This window comes from Gordonia sp. p3-SID1431 (assembly GCF_025143765.1).
Taxonomy (GTDB): Bacteria; Actinomycetota; Actinomycetes; order Mycobacteriales; family Mycobacteriaceae; genus Gordonia; species Gordonia hongkongensis.
Window position 1 is genome coordinate 1 of the sequence record NZ_JAMBDT010000037.1, and the last position, 13,678, is coordinate 13,678.

General features: G+C 67.7%; 13 protein-coding genes and 1 riboswitch. Of the genes, 7 read left to right on the forward strand and 6 right to left on the reverse strand.

All coding sequences use genetic code 11. From position 1 onward, the window contains the following. Positions 1–556: TetR/AcrR family transcriptional regulator (locus tag M4D77_RS11430; RefSeq protein WP_259936235.1), on the reverse strand; the 556-nt coding region annotated here is incomplete at its 3' end. Positions 557–720: 164 nt separating this feature from the next. On the opposite strand from M4D77_RS11430, the gene M4D77_RS11435 reads away from it, so the two are divergent. The 4 genes from M4D77_RS11435 (at position 721) to M4D77_RS11450 (ending at position 4,630) form a co-directional block, all read left to right on the forward strand. Continuing rightward, entirely contained in the window at positions 721–1,950 is a 1,230-nt protein-coding gene (locus M4D77_RS11435; protein WP_259936236.1) for a cytochrome P450, read from the forward strand. Positions 1,951–1,997: 47 nt separating this feature from the next. After that, the gene (locus tag M4D77_RS11440; protein WP_259936237.1) at positions 1,998–2,477 is read left to right on the forward strand and encodes a hypothetical protein; all 480 of its coding nucleotides are present in this window, start codon (positions 1,998–2,000) and stop codon (positions 2,475–2,477) included. 73 nt (positions 2,478–2,550) lie between these two features. Further along, positions 2,551–3,330, forward strand: coding sequence for a type 1 glutamine amidotransferase (locus M4D77_RS11445; RefSeq protein WP_259936238.1), 780 nt, complete (start codon positions 2,551–2,553; stop codon positions 3,328–3,330). Between the two features lie 10 nt (positions 3,331–3,340). Next, a complete protein-coding gene (locus M4D77_RS11450) occupies positions 3,341–4,630 on the forward strand; it encodes a D-alanyl-D-alanine carboxypeptidase family protein (RefSeq protein WP_259936239.1) in 1,290 nt (429 codons plus the stop codon). A 21-nt stretch (positions 4,631–4,651) separates the two neighbouring features. Here the strand turns inward: M4D77_RS11450 and M4D77_RS11455 are convergent, their stop codons facing one another. Genes M4D77_RS11455 through M4D77_RS11465 form a run of 3 tightly spaced genes read right to left on the reverse strand, consistent with a single transcriptional unit; the run spans position 4,652 to position 7,717 of the window. Next, positions 4,652–5,752, reverse strand: coding sequence for a YhjD/YihY/BrkB family envelope integrity protein (locus tag M4D77_RS11455; protein ID WP_159370492.1), 1,101 nt, complete (start codon positions 5,750–5,752; stop codon positions 4,652–4,654). Positions 5,753–5,801: 49 nt separating this feature from the next. Continuing rightward, positions 5,802–6,857: a tryptophan--tRNA ligase gene (gene trpS / locus M4D77_RS11460; RefSeq protein WP_259936240.1), complete on the reverse strand. Its 1,056-nt coding sequence runs from the start codon at positions 6,855–6,857 to the stop codon at positions 5,802–5,804. Positions 6,858–6,880: 23 nt separating this feature from the next. Further along, positions 6,881–7,717: an exodeoxyribonuclease III gene (locus M4D77_RS11465; protein WP_065630711.1), complete on the reverse strand. Its 837-nt coding sequence runs from the start codon at positions 7,715–7,717 to the stop codon at positions 6,881–6,883. A gap of 149 nt (positions 7,718–7,866) precedes the next feature. Here M4D77_RS11465 and M4D77_RS11470 point away from each other — a divergent pair, with 149 nt between their 5' ends. Both M4D77_RS11470 and bfr read left to right on the forward strand, forming a co-directional pair. Beyond that, entirely contained in the window at positions 7,867–8,049 is a 183-nt protein-coding gene (locus M4D77_RS11470) for a bacterioferritin-associated ferredoxin (protein WP_058250667.1), read from the forward strand. A 100-nt stretch (positions 8,050–8,149) separates the two neighbouring features. After that, a complete protein-coding gene (gene bfr / locus M4D77_RS11475) occupies positions 8,150–8,635 on the forward strand; it encodes a bacterioferritin (protein WP_058250877.1) in 486 nt (161 codons plus the stop codon). Positions 8,636–8,713: 78 nt separating this feature from the next. On the opposite strand, the gene M4D77_RS11480 is transcribed toward bfr, so the two are convergent. Then, positions 8,714–9,991, reverse strand: a complete 1,278-nt coding sequence (locus M4D77_RS11480; RefSeq protein WP_058250668.1) for an MFS transporter — start codon at positions 9,989–9,991, stop codon at positions 8,714–8,716. A 91-nt stretch (positions 9,992–10,082) separates the two neighbouring features. Next, complete coding sequence (locus tag M4D77_RS11485) at positions 10,083–11,879, reverse strand: cutinase family protein (RefSeq protein WP_259936241.1); 1,797 nt, start codon at positions 11,877–11,879, stop codon at positions 10,083–10,085. 267 nt (positions 11,880–12,146) lie between these two features. After that, positions 12,147–12,267, forward strand: a riboswitch (SAM riboswitch). A 62-nt stretch (positions 12,268–12,329) separates the two neighbouring features. Between M4D77_RS11485 and M4D77_RS11490 the strand changes: the two genes are divergently transcribed. Then, positions 12,330–13,664, forward strand: coding sequence for a bifunctional o-acetylhomoserine/o-acetylserine sulfhydrylase (locus M4D77_RS11490; protein ID WP_065630708.1), 1,335 nt, complete (start codon positions 12,330–12,332; stop codon positions 13,662–13,664). Positions 13,665–13,678: the final 14 nt, after the last annotated feature.

Here is a 13,678-nt window from a genome sequence, read left to right on the forward strand (position 1 = left end):
CGGTCCCGGGGTCCCGACGGAAGATGCCGGCGACGATCGATTCCGCGCTCCGCGCCTCCTCCTCGGGTTCGGCGGGCCAGAGCAGCAGGGCGAGAACGGAACAAATGAGGAACCGTGCATCCGCCGGATCATCGGGATCGACGCCGACCAGATCGGCGGCCACCGCGTGCACCGCGGGAGACGACAGGACGGTCGGCGTCGCGTCGATGAGGTTGTCGGGCCGGAGGAACTGCCGGATGACCCGGTCGCCGCGTAGTGCGCGCAGGGTCTCGATGATCGCCGTCCGGGCGCGATCGGGCCCGGTGAGATCCGCGACGGTCGCACGGATGGCGGCGAGCACCGGTGCCGACGTGGTGGCCAGCACGGACTCGATCAGTGCGGCCCGACCGCCGGCATGGCGGTAGATCGTCGCCCTCGAACAGTGCGCCCGACGACCGAGCTCGTCGAGGTCGAACCCGTCGAGGCCACGGCGTGCGATCAGGGCCGCCGCGTGCGCGATCAGACGCTCGCGTGCAGCATCGTGCCGGTCTCCGTCGACCAGCCAGTCCCGGGCCATCGCTCCCCCGTTCTCATGGTGAGACGAACCATCTTGTCGATGAAGGACGTTCCAGCTGTTCACGAGGCTAGCCTGAGACACCGGATGGTGTCGTGACTTCTCACCGATCTCGACTTCGGGGATATGCGTGCATCGACGGCCCGGGGTCGCCCACGCTGGACTCCATGGACACCACCGCCGACCCCACGACCTTCTACTCGCGTCTGCACACCGGTTCGCCCGTGCAGCGGATCGGGGAGTCATCGTTCTTCGCCGTCGGCTCCTGGGACCTGATCGCCGACGCGGTCCGACGCCCCGAGGACTTCTCGTCGAACCTGACCGCCACGATGGTGTGGCACGGCGACGGCACGGTCTCGGAGTTCCCGGTCGCCGGCCTGGGCGACGCGATGCACGTCCTGGCCACCGCCGACGGGGCCCGGCACCGCGATCATCGGAAGCTCGCCATGCGGTCGGTGTCTCCGGCACGCATCCGCGAGCTCGAACCGACCATTCGTCGATGCCTCACGGAGGCATGGGCCGACGATCTCCGTGGTGGCCGGATCGACTGGGTGAGCGCTGTCGCGCAACGGATTCCGATGGAGGTCGCCACGGCGGTGATCGGATTGCCGGTCGCCGACCGTGCCACGCTGACCCGGTGGGCGATCGCGACGAACGTCCTGATCGACGGCGTCATCACGCCGGACCAGCTGACGACCGCGACCGCGGCGGTCGGTGAGCTGACGGCCTATCTGTCGGCGGCGCTGAGGCACACTGACACTGACACTGACACTGACACTGACACCGGCGCCGGCGCCGGGAGCGAAGAGAGCGGGCCGACCGCGCTGGGAGAGGTGGCACGCCGTGTCGCCGACGGCAGTCTCGATCACGAGACCGCGGTGATGATCCTGTTCCAGCTGGTCGCGGCGGGGGCGGAATCGACCACGAGCCTGCTCAACAGTGTCGTCTGGCTGCTGGACCGGCACCCCGACGTCGCCGGACGGTTGCGCCGGGATCCCGATCTCATCCCGGTGTTCGTGGAGGAGGCGTTGCGGCTCGAGACGCCGTTCCGCGGCCACTTCCGGCATGTCGTCGCCGACACCACCCTCGGTGACGCGCACCTGCCCGCGGGGTCGCACATCTTCCTGATGTGGGGCGCCGCCAACCGGGACCCCGCCCATTTCGTCGACCCCGCGGCGATCGACCTCGATCCGGCCGCGCGCCGGTCACATCTGGCGTTCGGGAAGGGCATGCACCTGTGTGTCGGGGCCGCGCTGGCGCGTCTGCAGGCGCGTCTCGCGGTCGAGCATCTGCTGCGCTCCACGACTGCGTTCCGGGTCGATCTGACGCAGGCGGCGTGGGAGCCCGGGGTTCTCGTCCGTCGTTTCACCACGCTGCCGCTGACGATCACCCGCTGACAGCAGAATCCCGACTTCCGCTCGCTCAGCAGCCCGATGGAACCGATATGCCGTCCGATGCGTCGAAGGAAGACCGAGGAACCCGGCCCGTCGCCGGACCGGTGATCGCCCATCGAACGGAGTACTTCATGGCCCGCGCCCTTCTGTTCCGGCTGCTGCTGACACTCGCGGTGAGTGCGCTCGCGTGCCTCCTGGTGTTCGCACCGGCCGCGGCAGCACCCACCACCGACACGCAACGCATCACGATCACGCTGATCTCCGACCACGAGCACAACGGCGCCGCAGCGTGGACGGACGCAGACGGAAGACTCCGCACACAGTCCGAAGTGCCGCTGTCGCAACGAGATCCAGACGGCAAGTTCAAGGCGTCGTTGGTGTACACGCGGGCCGCGGCCGAGGCACCGGTCGACGCGCTGTTCCAGTCCGGCGGGCGGTTCGCACGGTGTGAGATCACGGTCGACAGTGAACGGGTCGCCGACCACACCGCGCACGGGTCCCGTCCCACGAGTTCATGTCATTCCGGTTGACGCAACCCGGCGTGGGTTCCGCCCCCGCGTCGGTGAGAGGAATCGCCACCGAGACCGTACTCTTGAACTCGTCATGAGCACCAGAACACAGCCGGTCGAACGCCCGCGGGAGCGGTTGCGGGTCTTGGAGATCCGGCACGCGGAGTCCGAACCACCCGGCGCCTACGGACCCGCCCTGCACGCGATCACCGAGACGACCACCCTGCGGATCTGGCGCGAACCCGCGACCGTCGACCCAGCGGATTTCGACGCCATCCTCGTTCTCGGCGGAGCGATGGGAGTCGGTGACGCGGACCGCATCCCGTGGATCGCCGACGAGATCGACCTGCTCCGCCGAGCCCGTGAACGGGATGTGCCCATCTGGGGTGTCTGTCTGGGCGCACAGATGCTGGCAGCGGCTCTCGGTGGCGAGGTGCACACGAGCGACACACCGGAACTCGGTGTACGCCGGGTGCGTCTCAACGAGGCAGGGATGGCCGACCCGGTGTGGGGCGGTGCGGTCACCGCACCCGCACCACGCGACATCGACACCGTCCAGTGGCATTTCGACACGTTCACCCTGCCACCCGGGGCCACCCTGCTCGCGTCCTCCGACGCCTGCGTCAATCAGTTGTTCCGCGTGGACAACTGCTACGGAGTGCAGTTCCACCTCGAAGCCGGCGGCGATCTCGTCAGGGGGTGGCTGTCACACCCGGAATCACGGTCCGCGGTGGCCGAGGTCCTGGGCGCGTCGGCCACCGACCGCTTCCCGATCGACGCCGCGGCCGCCGAGAAAGTGACCGTGCCGACGGCGGAAGCGGTGATGCGGCGCTGGTTGCACGATGTCTCCGGCAGCGCACGGCCCCGCTGGTAGCGTGCGGCCGATGACCCCGACGTGGACTCGTCGTACCGCGTGCGCGCTCGTCGCCGTACTGACCGTCGGAGTGCTCGGCCTCGTCCTTCGCGTCGGCCCGGCCGTGGCCGTCCCGCTGCCGACCGTACCGCCTCCGGCGATCACCACGCCGGTCACCGATCACTGCCCGCACAAGATCTCCACACCTCCGGCCGTCGACGAATCCGAGGTCGTCGCACCGGGTTCGACGACCCCCGCTCCCCTTCCGGTTCCCTCTCCCGCCGTCGGGGGTGCCGATCTCGCCGGTTGCGGGGTCGTCGCCGATCCGTCGGCGGGTCCCGTTCCGCCACGGCTGACCTCCGCGGGTTGGTTGATCGCCGATCTCGAGTCCGGACAGGTCATCGCCGCCAAGGATCCCCACGGCCGTTACCGGCCCGCGTCGACGATCAAGGTGCTGCTCGCACTCGTCGTCCTCGACGAACTCGACCTCGCGGCGCCGATCGTGCCCACCGTCGAGGACTGGAGCACCGAAGGCGACTCATGCGGCATGGGGCCCGGTGGTGTCTACACCGTTCGCGACGTGCTCACCGGACTGTTGTTGGTGTCCGGCAACGACTGCGCGCATGCGCTCGCGCGTCAGCTCGGGGGCGTCGACGCGACACTCGAGAAGATGAATGACCGGGCCGCGCACCTGGGCGCGACGGACACGCGTGCTGCCAGCCCGTCCGGACTGGACGCCGCCGGGATGTCCTCCTCGCCCTACGATCTGGCGCTGCTGTTCCGGGCCGCGATGACCGAGCCGACCTTTCGCGAGATCATCGCGATGCCCACGTTCCGCTTCCCGGGCTACCCGCGGCGTCCAGATGTGCCCGGCGACAAGGATCATCCGCCCTACGACATGTACAGCACCAACCGCCTCCTCGTCGATGGGTATCCAGGAATGCTCGGCGGCAAGACCGGTTACACCGACGACGCACGGAAGACGTTCGTGGGTGCCGCCGAACGCGACGGCCGGACGGTGATCATCGTGCAGATGTTCGGCCTGTCCGTCGACGGGGATCCGTACTGGGACCAGGCGAAGGCGATGTTCGACTACGGATTCCGAACCGACCCCGCCATCTCGGTGGGCCGCCTCGTCGAGCCGTCGGCCGCGTCCGGACCGTCCTCGACACCAGCGCCGACGCAGACCGAGAACCGCGCCGTCGCAACAGGTTCCGACCAGGCGTCGTCGACCTCGGTCCAGATCCTCATCGGGCTCGTGGCCGCACTCGCGGCGGTCATCCTCCTGCTCATCGGGTTGAAGCTCTCCGGACGCCGCTGATCAGACGACCAGCGCCGGAGGTCAACGCCGCCGAAGGGCTCCGATCAGCGCGGCCGCGACTGCGCCCAGTCCGACGGCGGCCGCGAGGGCGCCGGGCCGGGGCGCCGGGCTCACCTCGACCGTCGGCGAGATCTGGACCGGCCGGTGCAGTTCCGCGTCCGGCTCTTCCACGACCTGGTACTTGCTGTTGATGGGGTCGGTCGCGCACCACGCGGTGGCATACAGCACGATCCGCGACGCGAGGTACGCGAAGACGAACACACCGAAGATCGGACCGAACGCCACCCCGGCCGGCGAGCCCAGGACCGATTGGAGATACAGCCCGCCAAGGGATTTCATCAGCTCGAACGCGATCGCGATGACCAGTCCGGCCTTCATGGCGTGCGTCATGGGCAGCGGCACCAGCGGTAGCCGCGCCAGCACGAAGGTGAAGAGCAGCCAGCTGGCGAACACCGACACGACGATGGCGACGGCCCGCACCACGACCGGGGCCCATGACGCGTCGTCGAGGCCCACCCAGGAGAGCATCGTGGTGGTGAGCCCGCTGTTGCCCAGCGTCGTCAGCGCCATCGTCACGGCGAAGGCCATGCCCAGCAATGCGAACGTGAGGAGATCCCACACCTTCGACAGCACGGGGTTGCGGTCGACGCGGCCCCCGTACATCTCGGTGAAGGCGACCCGGACGCCGGAGATCCACCCGATCCCGGTGAAGGCGGCACCGATCAGACCGACGATCCCGACCGCGGCGCGGGAGGAGATCGCCGAATCGATGACCTCACTGAGCTGCTCGCCCATCTTGCCGGGCGCGGCGTCGACCACCGCCTGTTGCAGGTCCTCGAGCAGCTGTGGTTGATTCGCCAACACGAACGCGGCGACCGAGAACACCACCATGATGATCGGGACGAGCGCGAGGATGCCGTTGAAGCTGATGGCCGCCGCATACACGTTTCCGCGCCGGTCGTTGTAGCGTTCGACGGTCTGCACCAAGTGCTCGACGGCGGGCCACTTCTCCCGCGCCGCGGCGAAGGCCGACTTGCCCTTGTCGACGGTCGTCATCCCGTTGTCCACAGCTGATTTCGCCGTGTCCACCGGTGATCTCGCCGAGTCTCGCGCGGAGGTCATGGATGGCCTTCCTGGTCGGATCGCGGGACGGCGTCCGGCGGATGCGGTCTCACCGGCCAGGCGCCAGGAACCCCACCTTGTCATAGACCGACGCCAGCGTCTCGGAGGCGATGGCACGCGCGCGGGCCGCGCCCCGAGCCAGGATGGCGTCGAGTTCGGCCGGGTCGGACAGGTACTCCTCGACCCGCCCGCGCAGCGGGGTGACGAACTCGGTCAGCACCTCCGCGGTGTCGACCTTCAGGTCGCCGTATCCCTTGCCCTCGTATTTGGCGATCAGATCGTCGACGCCGACACCGGACAGGGCCGACTGGATGGTCAGCAGGTTGGAGACACCGGGCTTCTCGACGACATCGAACCGGATCTCCGATCCGGTGTCGGTGACAGCCGACCGGATCTTCTTCGCCGAACGTTTCGGATCGTCGAGCAGGTTGATCAGACCCTTGTCGGTCTCGGCGGATTTGCTCATCTTGGCCGTCGGGTTCTGCAGGTCGTAGATCTTGGCGAACTCGGCGACGATGTGCGCCTGGGGCACCTTCAGCACCTTGCCGAACCGGGAGTTGAATCGCTGGGCCAGGTCTCGGGTGAGTTCGAGATGCTGCCGTTGGTCCTCCCCGACCGGAACCCGATCGACCTGAAAGGCGAGGATGTCCGCGGCCATCAGGATGGGGTAGGTGAACAGGCCGACGCCCGCCGCGTCGACGCCCTGCTTGGCCGACTTGTCCTTGAACTGGGTCATCCGGCTGGCCTCGCCGAAACCGGTGATGCACGACAGGACCCACGTCAGCTGGGCGATCTCGGGGATGTGGGACTGCACATAGATCGTCGACCGCTCGGGGTCCACACCGACGGCAAGCAATTGCGCGACGCTCAGGCGGGTGCGTTCGGCGAGGACCTTCGGGTCGAACGGCACCGTGAGTGCGTGCATGTCCGGGATGAAGTAGAAGGCCTCGAAGTCGTCCTGCAACGCCACCCACTGCCGGACCGCACCGAGATAGTTCCCGAGGTGGAAGGAGTCACTCGTCGGCTGGATACCGGACAGCACACGCGGACGGGTCGGCATCGACTCGGCCGTGGGGTCTCCGTTGCGCTCTACGTCGCTGGTCATGACGCCCAGTTTGTCAGACCCGGTCACTCGTACCGCACGGTGACCGGGGCGTGGTCGGACCAGCGGAGGTCGTAGGCGGCGGCACGTTCCACCTCGGCCTTGGTCGCCCGGCCGGCCAGCATCTTGTTGGTGAGCTGATAGTCGATTCGCCATCCCGAATCGTTGTCGAAGGCCTTACCGCGCCACGACCACCACGAGTAGGGCCCGGCGTCGTCGGGGAAGAGTTCGCGCGTGACGTCGCGCCACCCGGCGGCGAGCAGGTCGGCCACCCAGGCCCGTTCGTGCGGTAGGAAGCCGGGGCTCTTGAGATTGCCCTTCCAGTTCTTGATGTCGGCTTCGGCGGGCGCGATGTTCCAGTCGCCACCCACGACGACGTGGCGGCGTCGACGGACCAACCGATCCAGGTATGCGCCGAACTCACGCATGAAACGGACCTTCTCGTCGTGCTTGGCGATGTCCTTCTCGGCGTCGGAGAGCGCGGCACCCTTCGGCAGGTACAGGCTTCCCGCGGTCAGCGGTCCCAGGTCGGTGTCGACGTCGACTTCGAGATAGCGGCCGAGGTCGTCGAACTCCGCGCTCCCGAATCCGACGCGCACCGCCGACGGCGCGCTACGTGTCAGCACACCGACGCCCGCGTGACCCTTCACCGAGGACTCGCTCATCGTCAGATGCCATCCGGTGTCGAGCACCGGCGCCAGCGCGTCGCGGGCGAGTTCCTCGCTCGCGCGGACCTCCTGCAGCAGGACCACATCCGGTCCAGATGTGTCGAGCCAGGGCAGCAGGCCGCGGTTGGCCTCCGATCGATGTTTGACCGCTGCGCGGATTCCGTTGACGTTCACCGTGGAGATCGTGAGTGGCACGGGGCCACATCCTACGGCGGCGGTCCGACAGCCCATCGGCCGTGATCGCGCCACTCGGACAGCGTCGATAAAAGGTAAGGCAACCCTTGTGCGGACACCCTAAAATATGTAAGCATTGCCTAATCCAGGCACGAAGGTGAGTTTCCGAGATGTTCGTTTGCATATGCCGCGCCGTCACCGTGGACGAGGTCCATGCGCACTGCGATGCGGGCGCGTACACGGTCGACGCGATCAGCGACCGCTGCGGCGCGGGCGAAGGCTGCGGGACCTGCCTGGACGAACTGCACACCATCCTGAGCGAAAGGGCGTCAACCGCGACGACCGCTGCATGACCTGACCTCCGACCCGACGAACCTCGCGCGAGACGACGCGCGGGGGGTTTTGTCGTGTTACGGTTCGAACGGACATACACGGGAAATGGGAGGCGGACAGATGCGTGGCGACCCCGAGGTCATCGACCTCCTCAACGAACAGCTCACGAGTGAGCTGACCGCGATCAACCAGTACTTCCTGCACGCGAAGATGCAGCAGAGCTGGGGTCTCACCGAGATCGCCGCGAAGACACGGGCCGAGTCGATCGAGGAGATGACTCACGCCGAGGTCCTGACCGACCGCATCCTGTTCCTCGACGCCCTGCCCAACTATCAGCGCCTGCTGCCGCTGCGTATTGGGCAGTCGATCCGGGAGCAGTTCGAGTCGGACATGTCGATCGAGGTCGAGGTGGTGGAACGACTCCGCCCCGGAATCGCGATGTGCCGGTCCAAGGGCGACATCACCAGCGCCAACCTCTTGGAGCAGATCCTCGCCGACGAAGAGGAACACATCGACTATCTCGAGACGCAACTCGAGCTGATCAACAAGCTCGGCGAGCAGCTCTACCTGTCGAAGACGATCGCCACACCGCCCACGAACGGCTGATTGCACCGACTCGACGACACGAGGGCCGACCGGACTCATCCGGTCGGCCCTCGTCGTAGGTAGAACGGCCGCGCTCGTTCAGGACCCGACGGGCTGGTGCCGCGCGGTCGCCAGGGCCACGACGGTGACCGCGATACCCGCCACCGCGAGCATCACCCCGACCACCGACGGCGCCAGGTATCCGTAGCCGGCACCGACCACCACGCCACCGAGCAGCGCTCCGGCCGCGTTGGCGATGTTGAGCGCGGAATGGTTCAGGGCCGCGGCCAGGGTCTGTGCATCGGCCGCCACATCCATCAGCCTGGTCTGCAGCGCGGGTAGCATCATCGATCCCGTGAGCGCCACGAGGTAGGTGAGGATCAATGCCGCCCAAGCATTCTCGGCCAGCACCGCAAAAGCGCCGAGGGAGAGTGCGGTGGCGGTGAGTCCGCCGAGGATCGCCACCGCCACGCTGCGGTCCGCGACATAACCGCCGACGAAGTTGCCGGTCACCATTCCCAGTCCGTACAACATCAGGGCGAACGGCACGACCGACACCGACAGCCCGGTGTCGGTGGTCAGCGCGGAGTTGAGATACGTGTAGAACGCGAACATCCCACCGAACCCGACGGTTCCGATGACCAGTGTGAACCAGACCTGGGACCGCTTGAGTGCACCGAGCTCGGTGAGCGGGTCGGTGGTCTTCACCCCGCTGAGCGTGGGAAGCACCCGGATCAGCGCGACGACGGTGGCGATTCCGATCACGACCACGATCGCGAACGCGGACCGCCAGCCGAGCGTCTCGCCGAGCCAGGCGGCCGCCGGTACGCCGAGGACGTTCGCGACGGACAGACCGAGCATCACCTGTCCCACGGCCTTGCCACGGTTGCGCGGGCCGGCCAGATGAGCGGCGACCAGAGCCGCGACACCGAAGTAGGCGCCGTGCGGGAGGCCGGCGACGAATCTCGCCACCAGCAGCAAACCGTAATCCGGTGCGAGGACGGTCGCGAGGTTGCCGACCGTGAACGCCACCATCAAGCCGATCAGAAGCGTCCGACGGGACATCCGCGCGGTGAGCGCCGCGATCAGCGGCGCACCCACCACCACACCCATCGCGTAGGCCGAGATGACATGTCCGGCAGTCGGTTCCGAGACACCCAGAGATCCGGCGATGTTGGGCAGGAGGCCCATGGCGACGAACTCGGTCGTCCCGATCCCGAATCCACCCAGCGCAAGGGCGAGGATCGTCCACCGACGCACCCGGCGGGACACCTCGGCCGATTCGGCCCGCGCGGGGCTGCGGAGTTCCCCGGCGGTGGACGGACCCGTCAGTGAGGGGTCGGCCGGGGCTTCGGTCGTCGAGAGAGCATCAGGCACGGTTGATGCCAACCCGCGCCCGTCAGCGCTGATTCCTCAGCCGGTGGTGAGTTCATTCACACGCGCAGTGTCCTCAGCATCGCGCGGGGTGTCAGTCGCCGGCTTCGGAGCCCCCATCGCTGTCGGGCTCGGACGGATCTGGGGAGGGCCCGTCTGGATCCGAAGCCGTGTCGGACGAGCCGGCCCTCTCGCCGTCCTCTCCCCCGTGACCGTCGGTTCCAGACGTCTTGACATCGCTTCCCGAGGGATCGGTGACGGCCGGCGAGTCGTCGTCGCGAGGCGGGGCAGGCGCGGGCTCCGCGTCCGGCGTACCGGTCTCGGCATCGGTGCCCGTGTCGGCACCCGAGGACGTGTCGGTCGTGTCGCCCACCGGGGGCTGCTCGGCCGGTGACGGGTCGGTGGCATCCGGTTCGGCAGCCCGGGCCGCCGACGGCTCGGACGAGGGGCCGGACCCGCCCACTTCTTCAGCGCGGACCGGCCCCACGGACTCGTCGGGTACGGCCGCCAGTCGCGCGAACGTGGACGATCGCAGGTGCGACGTGTCCGCCGCGAGAATCGTGACGGCGCCGCCCTCCGACGCCACCGGCCCGATGATCGCGCCCGCCCAGTACCGGACGAAATTGACCGGCAGCAGGACGATGCTGCGGAGACTGGCGGCCAACGCTCGCGCGCCGCCGACGAACTGCGCCGGCGACAGCGTCAGAATGCCGTCCAGGATGTCCTCGAAGACGAACAGGTCCGGCAGATACGCGCCGTATCCGAGTTTCGGCAACGGTGGCAACAGATCCTGCACGAGCCGGACCACCGGCTGCAGGTTCGCGAGTTCGATGCCGTACGGCAGGTCGATCGTCGGACGCCCGGACAGGAAGTCGCCGATCGTACCCCGGTATCCGAGGTCGCGAGCCCAGTCCTGGATCAGTTCAGCGAAGGCGGAGTCCGCTGCGACGATGCAGACGGCAGTCTCCGGATCGCACTCGACCGCCCGCCCGTCGTTCCAGGCGGGCTCCTTCGGGTCCCGGTACATCTGGAACGGATACCGGCTGTGCTTCGTGAAGTAGCCGAGCAGACCGTCGATCGCGCCGATCGGGTCGTGGATCGGGTCGGGCAGGTCGCAAATGGGATCACCGTCGATACAGACCGACACCACCTCGCCTTCGAGCTCACCGAACCCGCTGTCGGTCTCTGATTTCCCCCGCGGGCCGGACATCGTCAGACCGGGGATGATGCCGATCAGCGAGAGCTCGATCCCGCGGCCGGTCTTGTCTCCCGCCCGACGGGGGTCGGAGTACAGCTCGCCGGAGATCCCGCCCGGCTCGATGGTGACGAGAATTGGTTCGCCGTTCTCGTCGAGCATGACCTCGCCGTTCTCGTCGGTCGCGACCACCTGTTCGGCGCGCCCGTTACCGATGTCGGCGAGCACGTCGCCGGCGACCCGGGCGCCCTGTGAATAGCCGGCGACGACTATGTCCGACTCGACGCCGCATCGCGCCTGGTAGCCGGCGATCGCCGACGCCGTCGCACTTCTCCCCTGCGTCGTGCTGTCGTCGTATCCCGCGGCGCCGAGTGGCCACAGCGTGGTCGGATAGTCGACGTAGATGACATCCTTCGGCGTTGCCAGGTAGTCACTGTCAGGGTCGTCCACGATGACCACGTCACCGTCCACCACCGTCGGCATCTTTCCGGTGTAGCGCTGTGTGACGCCGACGAGATGCGCACTCTCCGGGTCATTCGTTCCGGCGACGATGATGACCGCGCCGGTGTCGCTGCATTCGGCGGCCCCCGCCGGGGCGACACCGGACAGGCAGAGCGCGCCCGCCACCGCAAATGCGGTGAGGCCGGCGACCGTGAACGAGGCCCGTCGGGTCCGGAGATGAGCCATCACGGCCATGAGCGCTCCTGTGCGAACCCGGACCACCTGAGCGGAGCATTCCGGTGCAGCCGGGGCTGGTCGAACAGTAGATCCGCGATTGCGGAATCGACAGCACGCTGAGCGTCGCTAACTACCTTGACCAGCTGTTTTGTATCTGAACACACCCGATTTCACTCGGTCGGAGGACAGCCACCGGCACCCTTCCGGTGCACTTCTCAAGGGTTGGGCGCGGCCTGACCGGGACGGTTCTCGGGCCCTCACATCCGTGTTATATCCTTGTCGCCAGGTCATGAGTATCAGTGCGAAGCCCCGGCTGGCTGATCGGCAACCCTCCTTCCGCGGTGGGGTGCTCCGGGTGATGACCGGGTTGCGGGATCGCAGTGGCGATCCCCGGCAAGCGCGGGTCCGAAGGTCGGACCCCAACAGGGTCGAGTTGGCCCTGCCGACCGTAGAAAGTGATGAATCGCCATGTCTGATGTCCCTGACGGCACCCTCGACAGCAACGATCCCAGCGAGAACTGGAGCTTCGAGACGAAGCAGATCCACGTCGGGCAGTCCGCGGACGCGGTGACCAATGCCCGTGCGCTGCCGATCTACCAGACGACGTCGTATGTCTTCAACGACACCCAGCACGCGGCCAATCTCTTCGGTCTCGCCGAACCGGGCAACATCTACACGCGCATCATGAATCCCACGCAGGATGCCGTCGAGCAGCGGATCGCCGCGCTCGAGGGCGGCGTCGCCGCGCTGCTCGTCGCATCGGGACAGGCCGCCGAGACCTACGCGATCCTCAACGCCGTCGAGACCGGCGGGCACGTGGTGTCCAGCCCCCGCCTCTACGGCGGCACGTACAACCTCTTCCACTACACACTGCCCAAGCTCGGGGTCGAGGTGAGCTTCGTCGAGGACCCCGAGGACCCGGCGTCGTGGCAGGCCGCCGTCAAGGACAACACCCGCGCGTTCTTCGGTGAGTCGATCTCCAACCCCAACAACGAGATCCTCGACATCTCGGGGATCGCGGAGGTCGCGCACCGCAACGGCGTACCCCTCATCATCGACAACACCGTCGCCACCCCCTACCTGATCAGCCCGCTGGCCCACGGCGCCGACATCGTCGTGCACTCGGCGACGAAGTACATCGGCGGTCACGGCACCGCGATCGGCGGCGTCATCGTCGACGGCGGCACCTTCGACTGGCGGGTCCAGCGCGACGGGAAGGACCTGTTTCCCGGTTTCACCACGCCGGACCCGAGCTACCACGGTGCCGTCTTCGCCGACCTGGGCGCGCCCGCGTTCGCACTCAAGGCACGTGTGCAGTGGTTGCGCGACACCGGCGCGGCGATCTCCCCGTTCAACGCGTTCCTTCTGGCACAGGGCCTGGAGACGCTGAGTCTGCGCATCGAGCGCCACGTCGCCAACGCGCAGAAGGTCGCCGCCTTCCTCGAGGCACACCCGCAGGTCGAGTCCGTGGCGTACGCGGGTCTGGAGTCCTCGCCCTGGTACAAGCGCGGTCAGGAACTGGCCCCGAAGGGTCAGGGTGCGATCATCGCCTTCGAGATCCAGGGCGGAGTGGACGCCGGCAAGAAGTTCGTGGACGCGCTCAGCCTGCACAGCCACGTCGCCAACATCGGCGATGTGCGGTCGCTGGTCATCCACCCCGCCTCGACCACCCACAGCCAGCTCACCCCCGAGGAGCAGCTCGCCGCGGGCGTGGCCCCGGGACTGGTCCGGCTCGCCGTGGGCATCGAGGGAATCGACGACATCTTGGCCGATCTCGAACAGGGATTCGCGGCGGCCAAGTGAAACAGGTGAGGCAG

Excerpts from the sequence above, each read along its gene's own strand:
- M4D77_RS11435 (WP_259936236.1), top strand. The coding sequence starts at position 721 with ATGGACACCACCGCCGACCCCACGACCTTCTACTCGCGTCTGCACACC.
- M4D77_RS11440 (WP_259936237.1), top strand. The coding sequence starts at position 1,998 with ATGCCGTCCGATGCGTCGAAGGAAGACCGAGGAACCCGGCCCGTCGCC.
- M4D77_RS11445 (WP_259936238.1), top strand. The coding sequence starts at position 2,551 with ATGAGCACCAGAACACAGCCGGTCGAACGCCCGCGGGAGCGGTTGCGG.
- M4D77_RS11450 (WP_259936239.1), top strand. The coding sequence starts at position 3,341 with ATGACCCCGACGTGGACTCGTCGTACCGCGTGCGCGCTCGTCGCCGTA.
- M4D77_RS11455 (WP_159370492.1), bottom strand. The coding sequence starts at position 5,752 with ATGACCTCCGCGCGAGACTCGGCGAGATCACCGGTGGACACGGCGAAA.
- trpS (WP_259936240.1), bottom strand. The coding sequence starts at position 6,857 with ATGACCAGCGACGTAGAGCGCAACGGAGACCCCACGGCCGAGTCGATG.
- M4D77_RS11470 (WP_058250667.1), top strand. The coding sequence starts at position 7,867 with ATGTTCGTTTGCATATGCCGCGCCGTCACCGTGGACGAGGTCCATGCG.
- bfr (WP_058250877.1), top strand. The coding sequence starts at position 8,150 with ATGCGTGGCGACCCCGAGGTCATCGACCTCCTCAACGAACAGCTCACG.
- M4D77_RS11485 (WP_259936241.1), bottom strand. The coding sequence starts at position 11,879 with ATGGCCGTGATGGCTCATCTCCGGACCCGACGGGCCTCGTTCACGGTC.
- M4D77_RS11490 (WP_065630708.1), top strand. The coding sequence starts at position 12,330 with ATGTCTGATGTCCCTGACGGCACCCTCGACAGCAACGATCCCAGCGAG.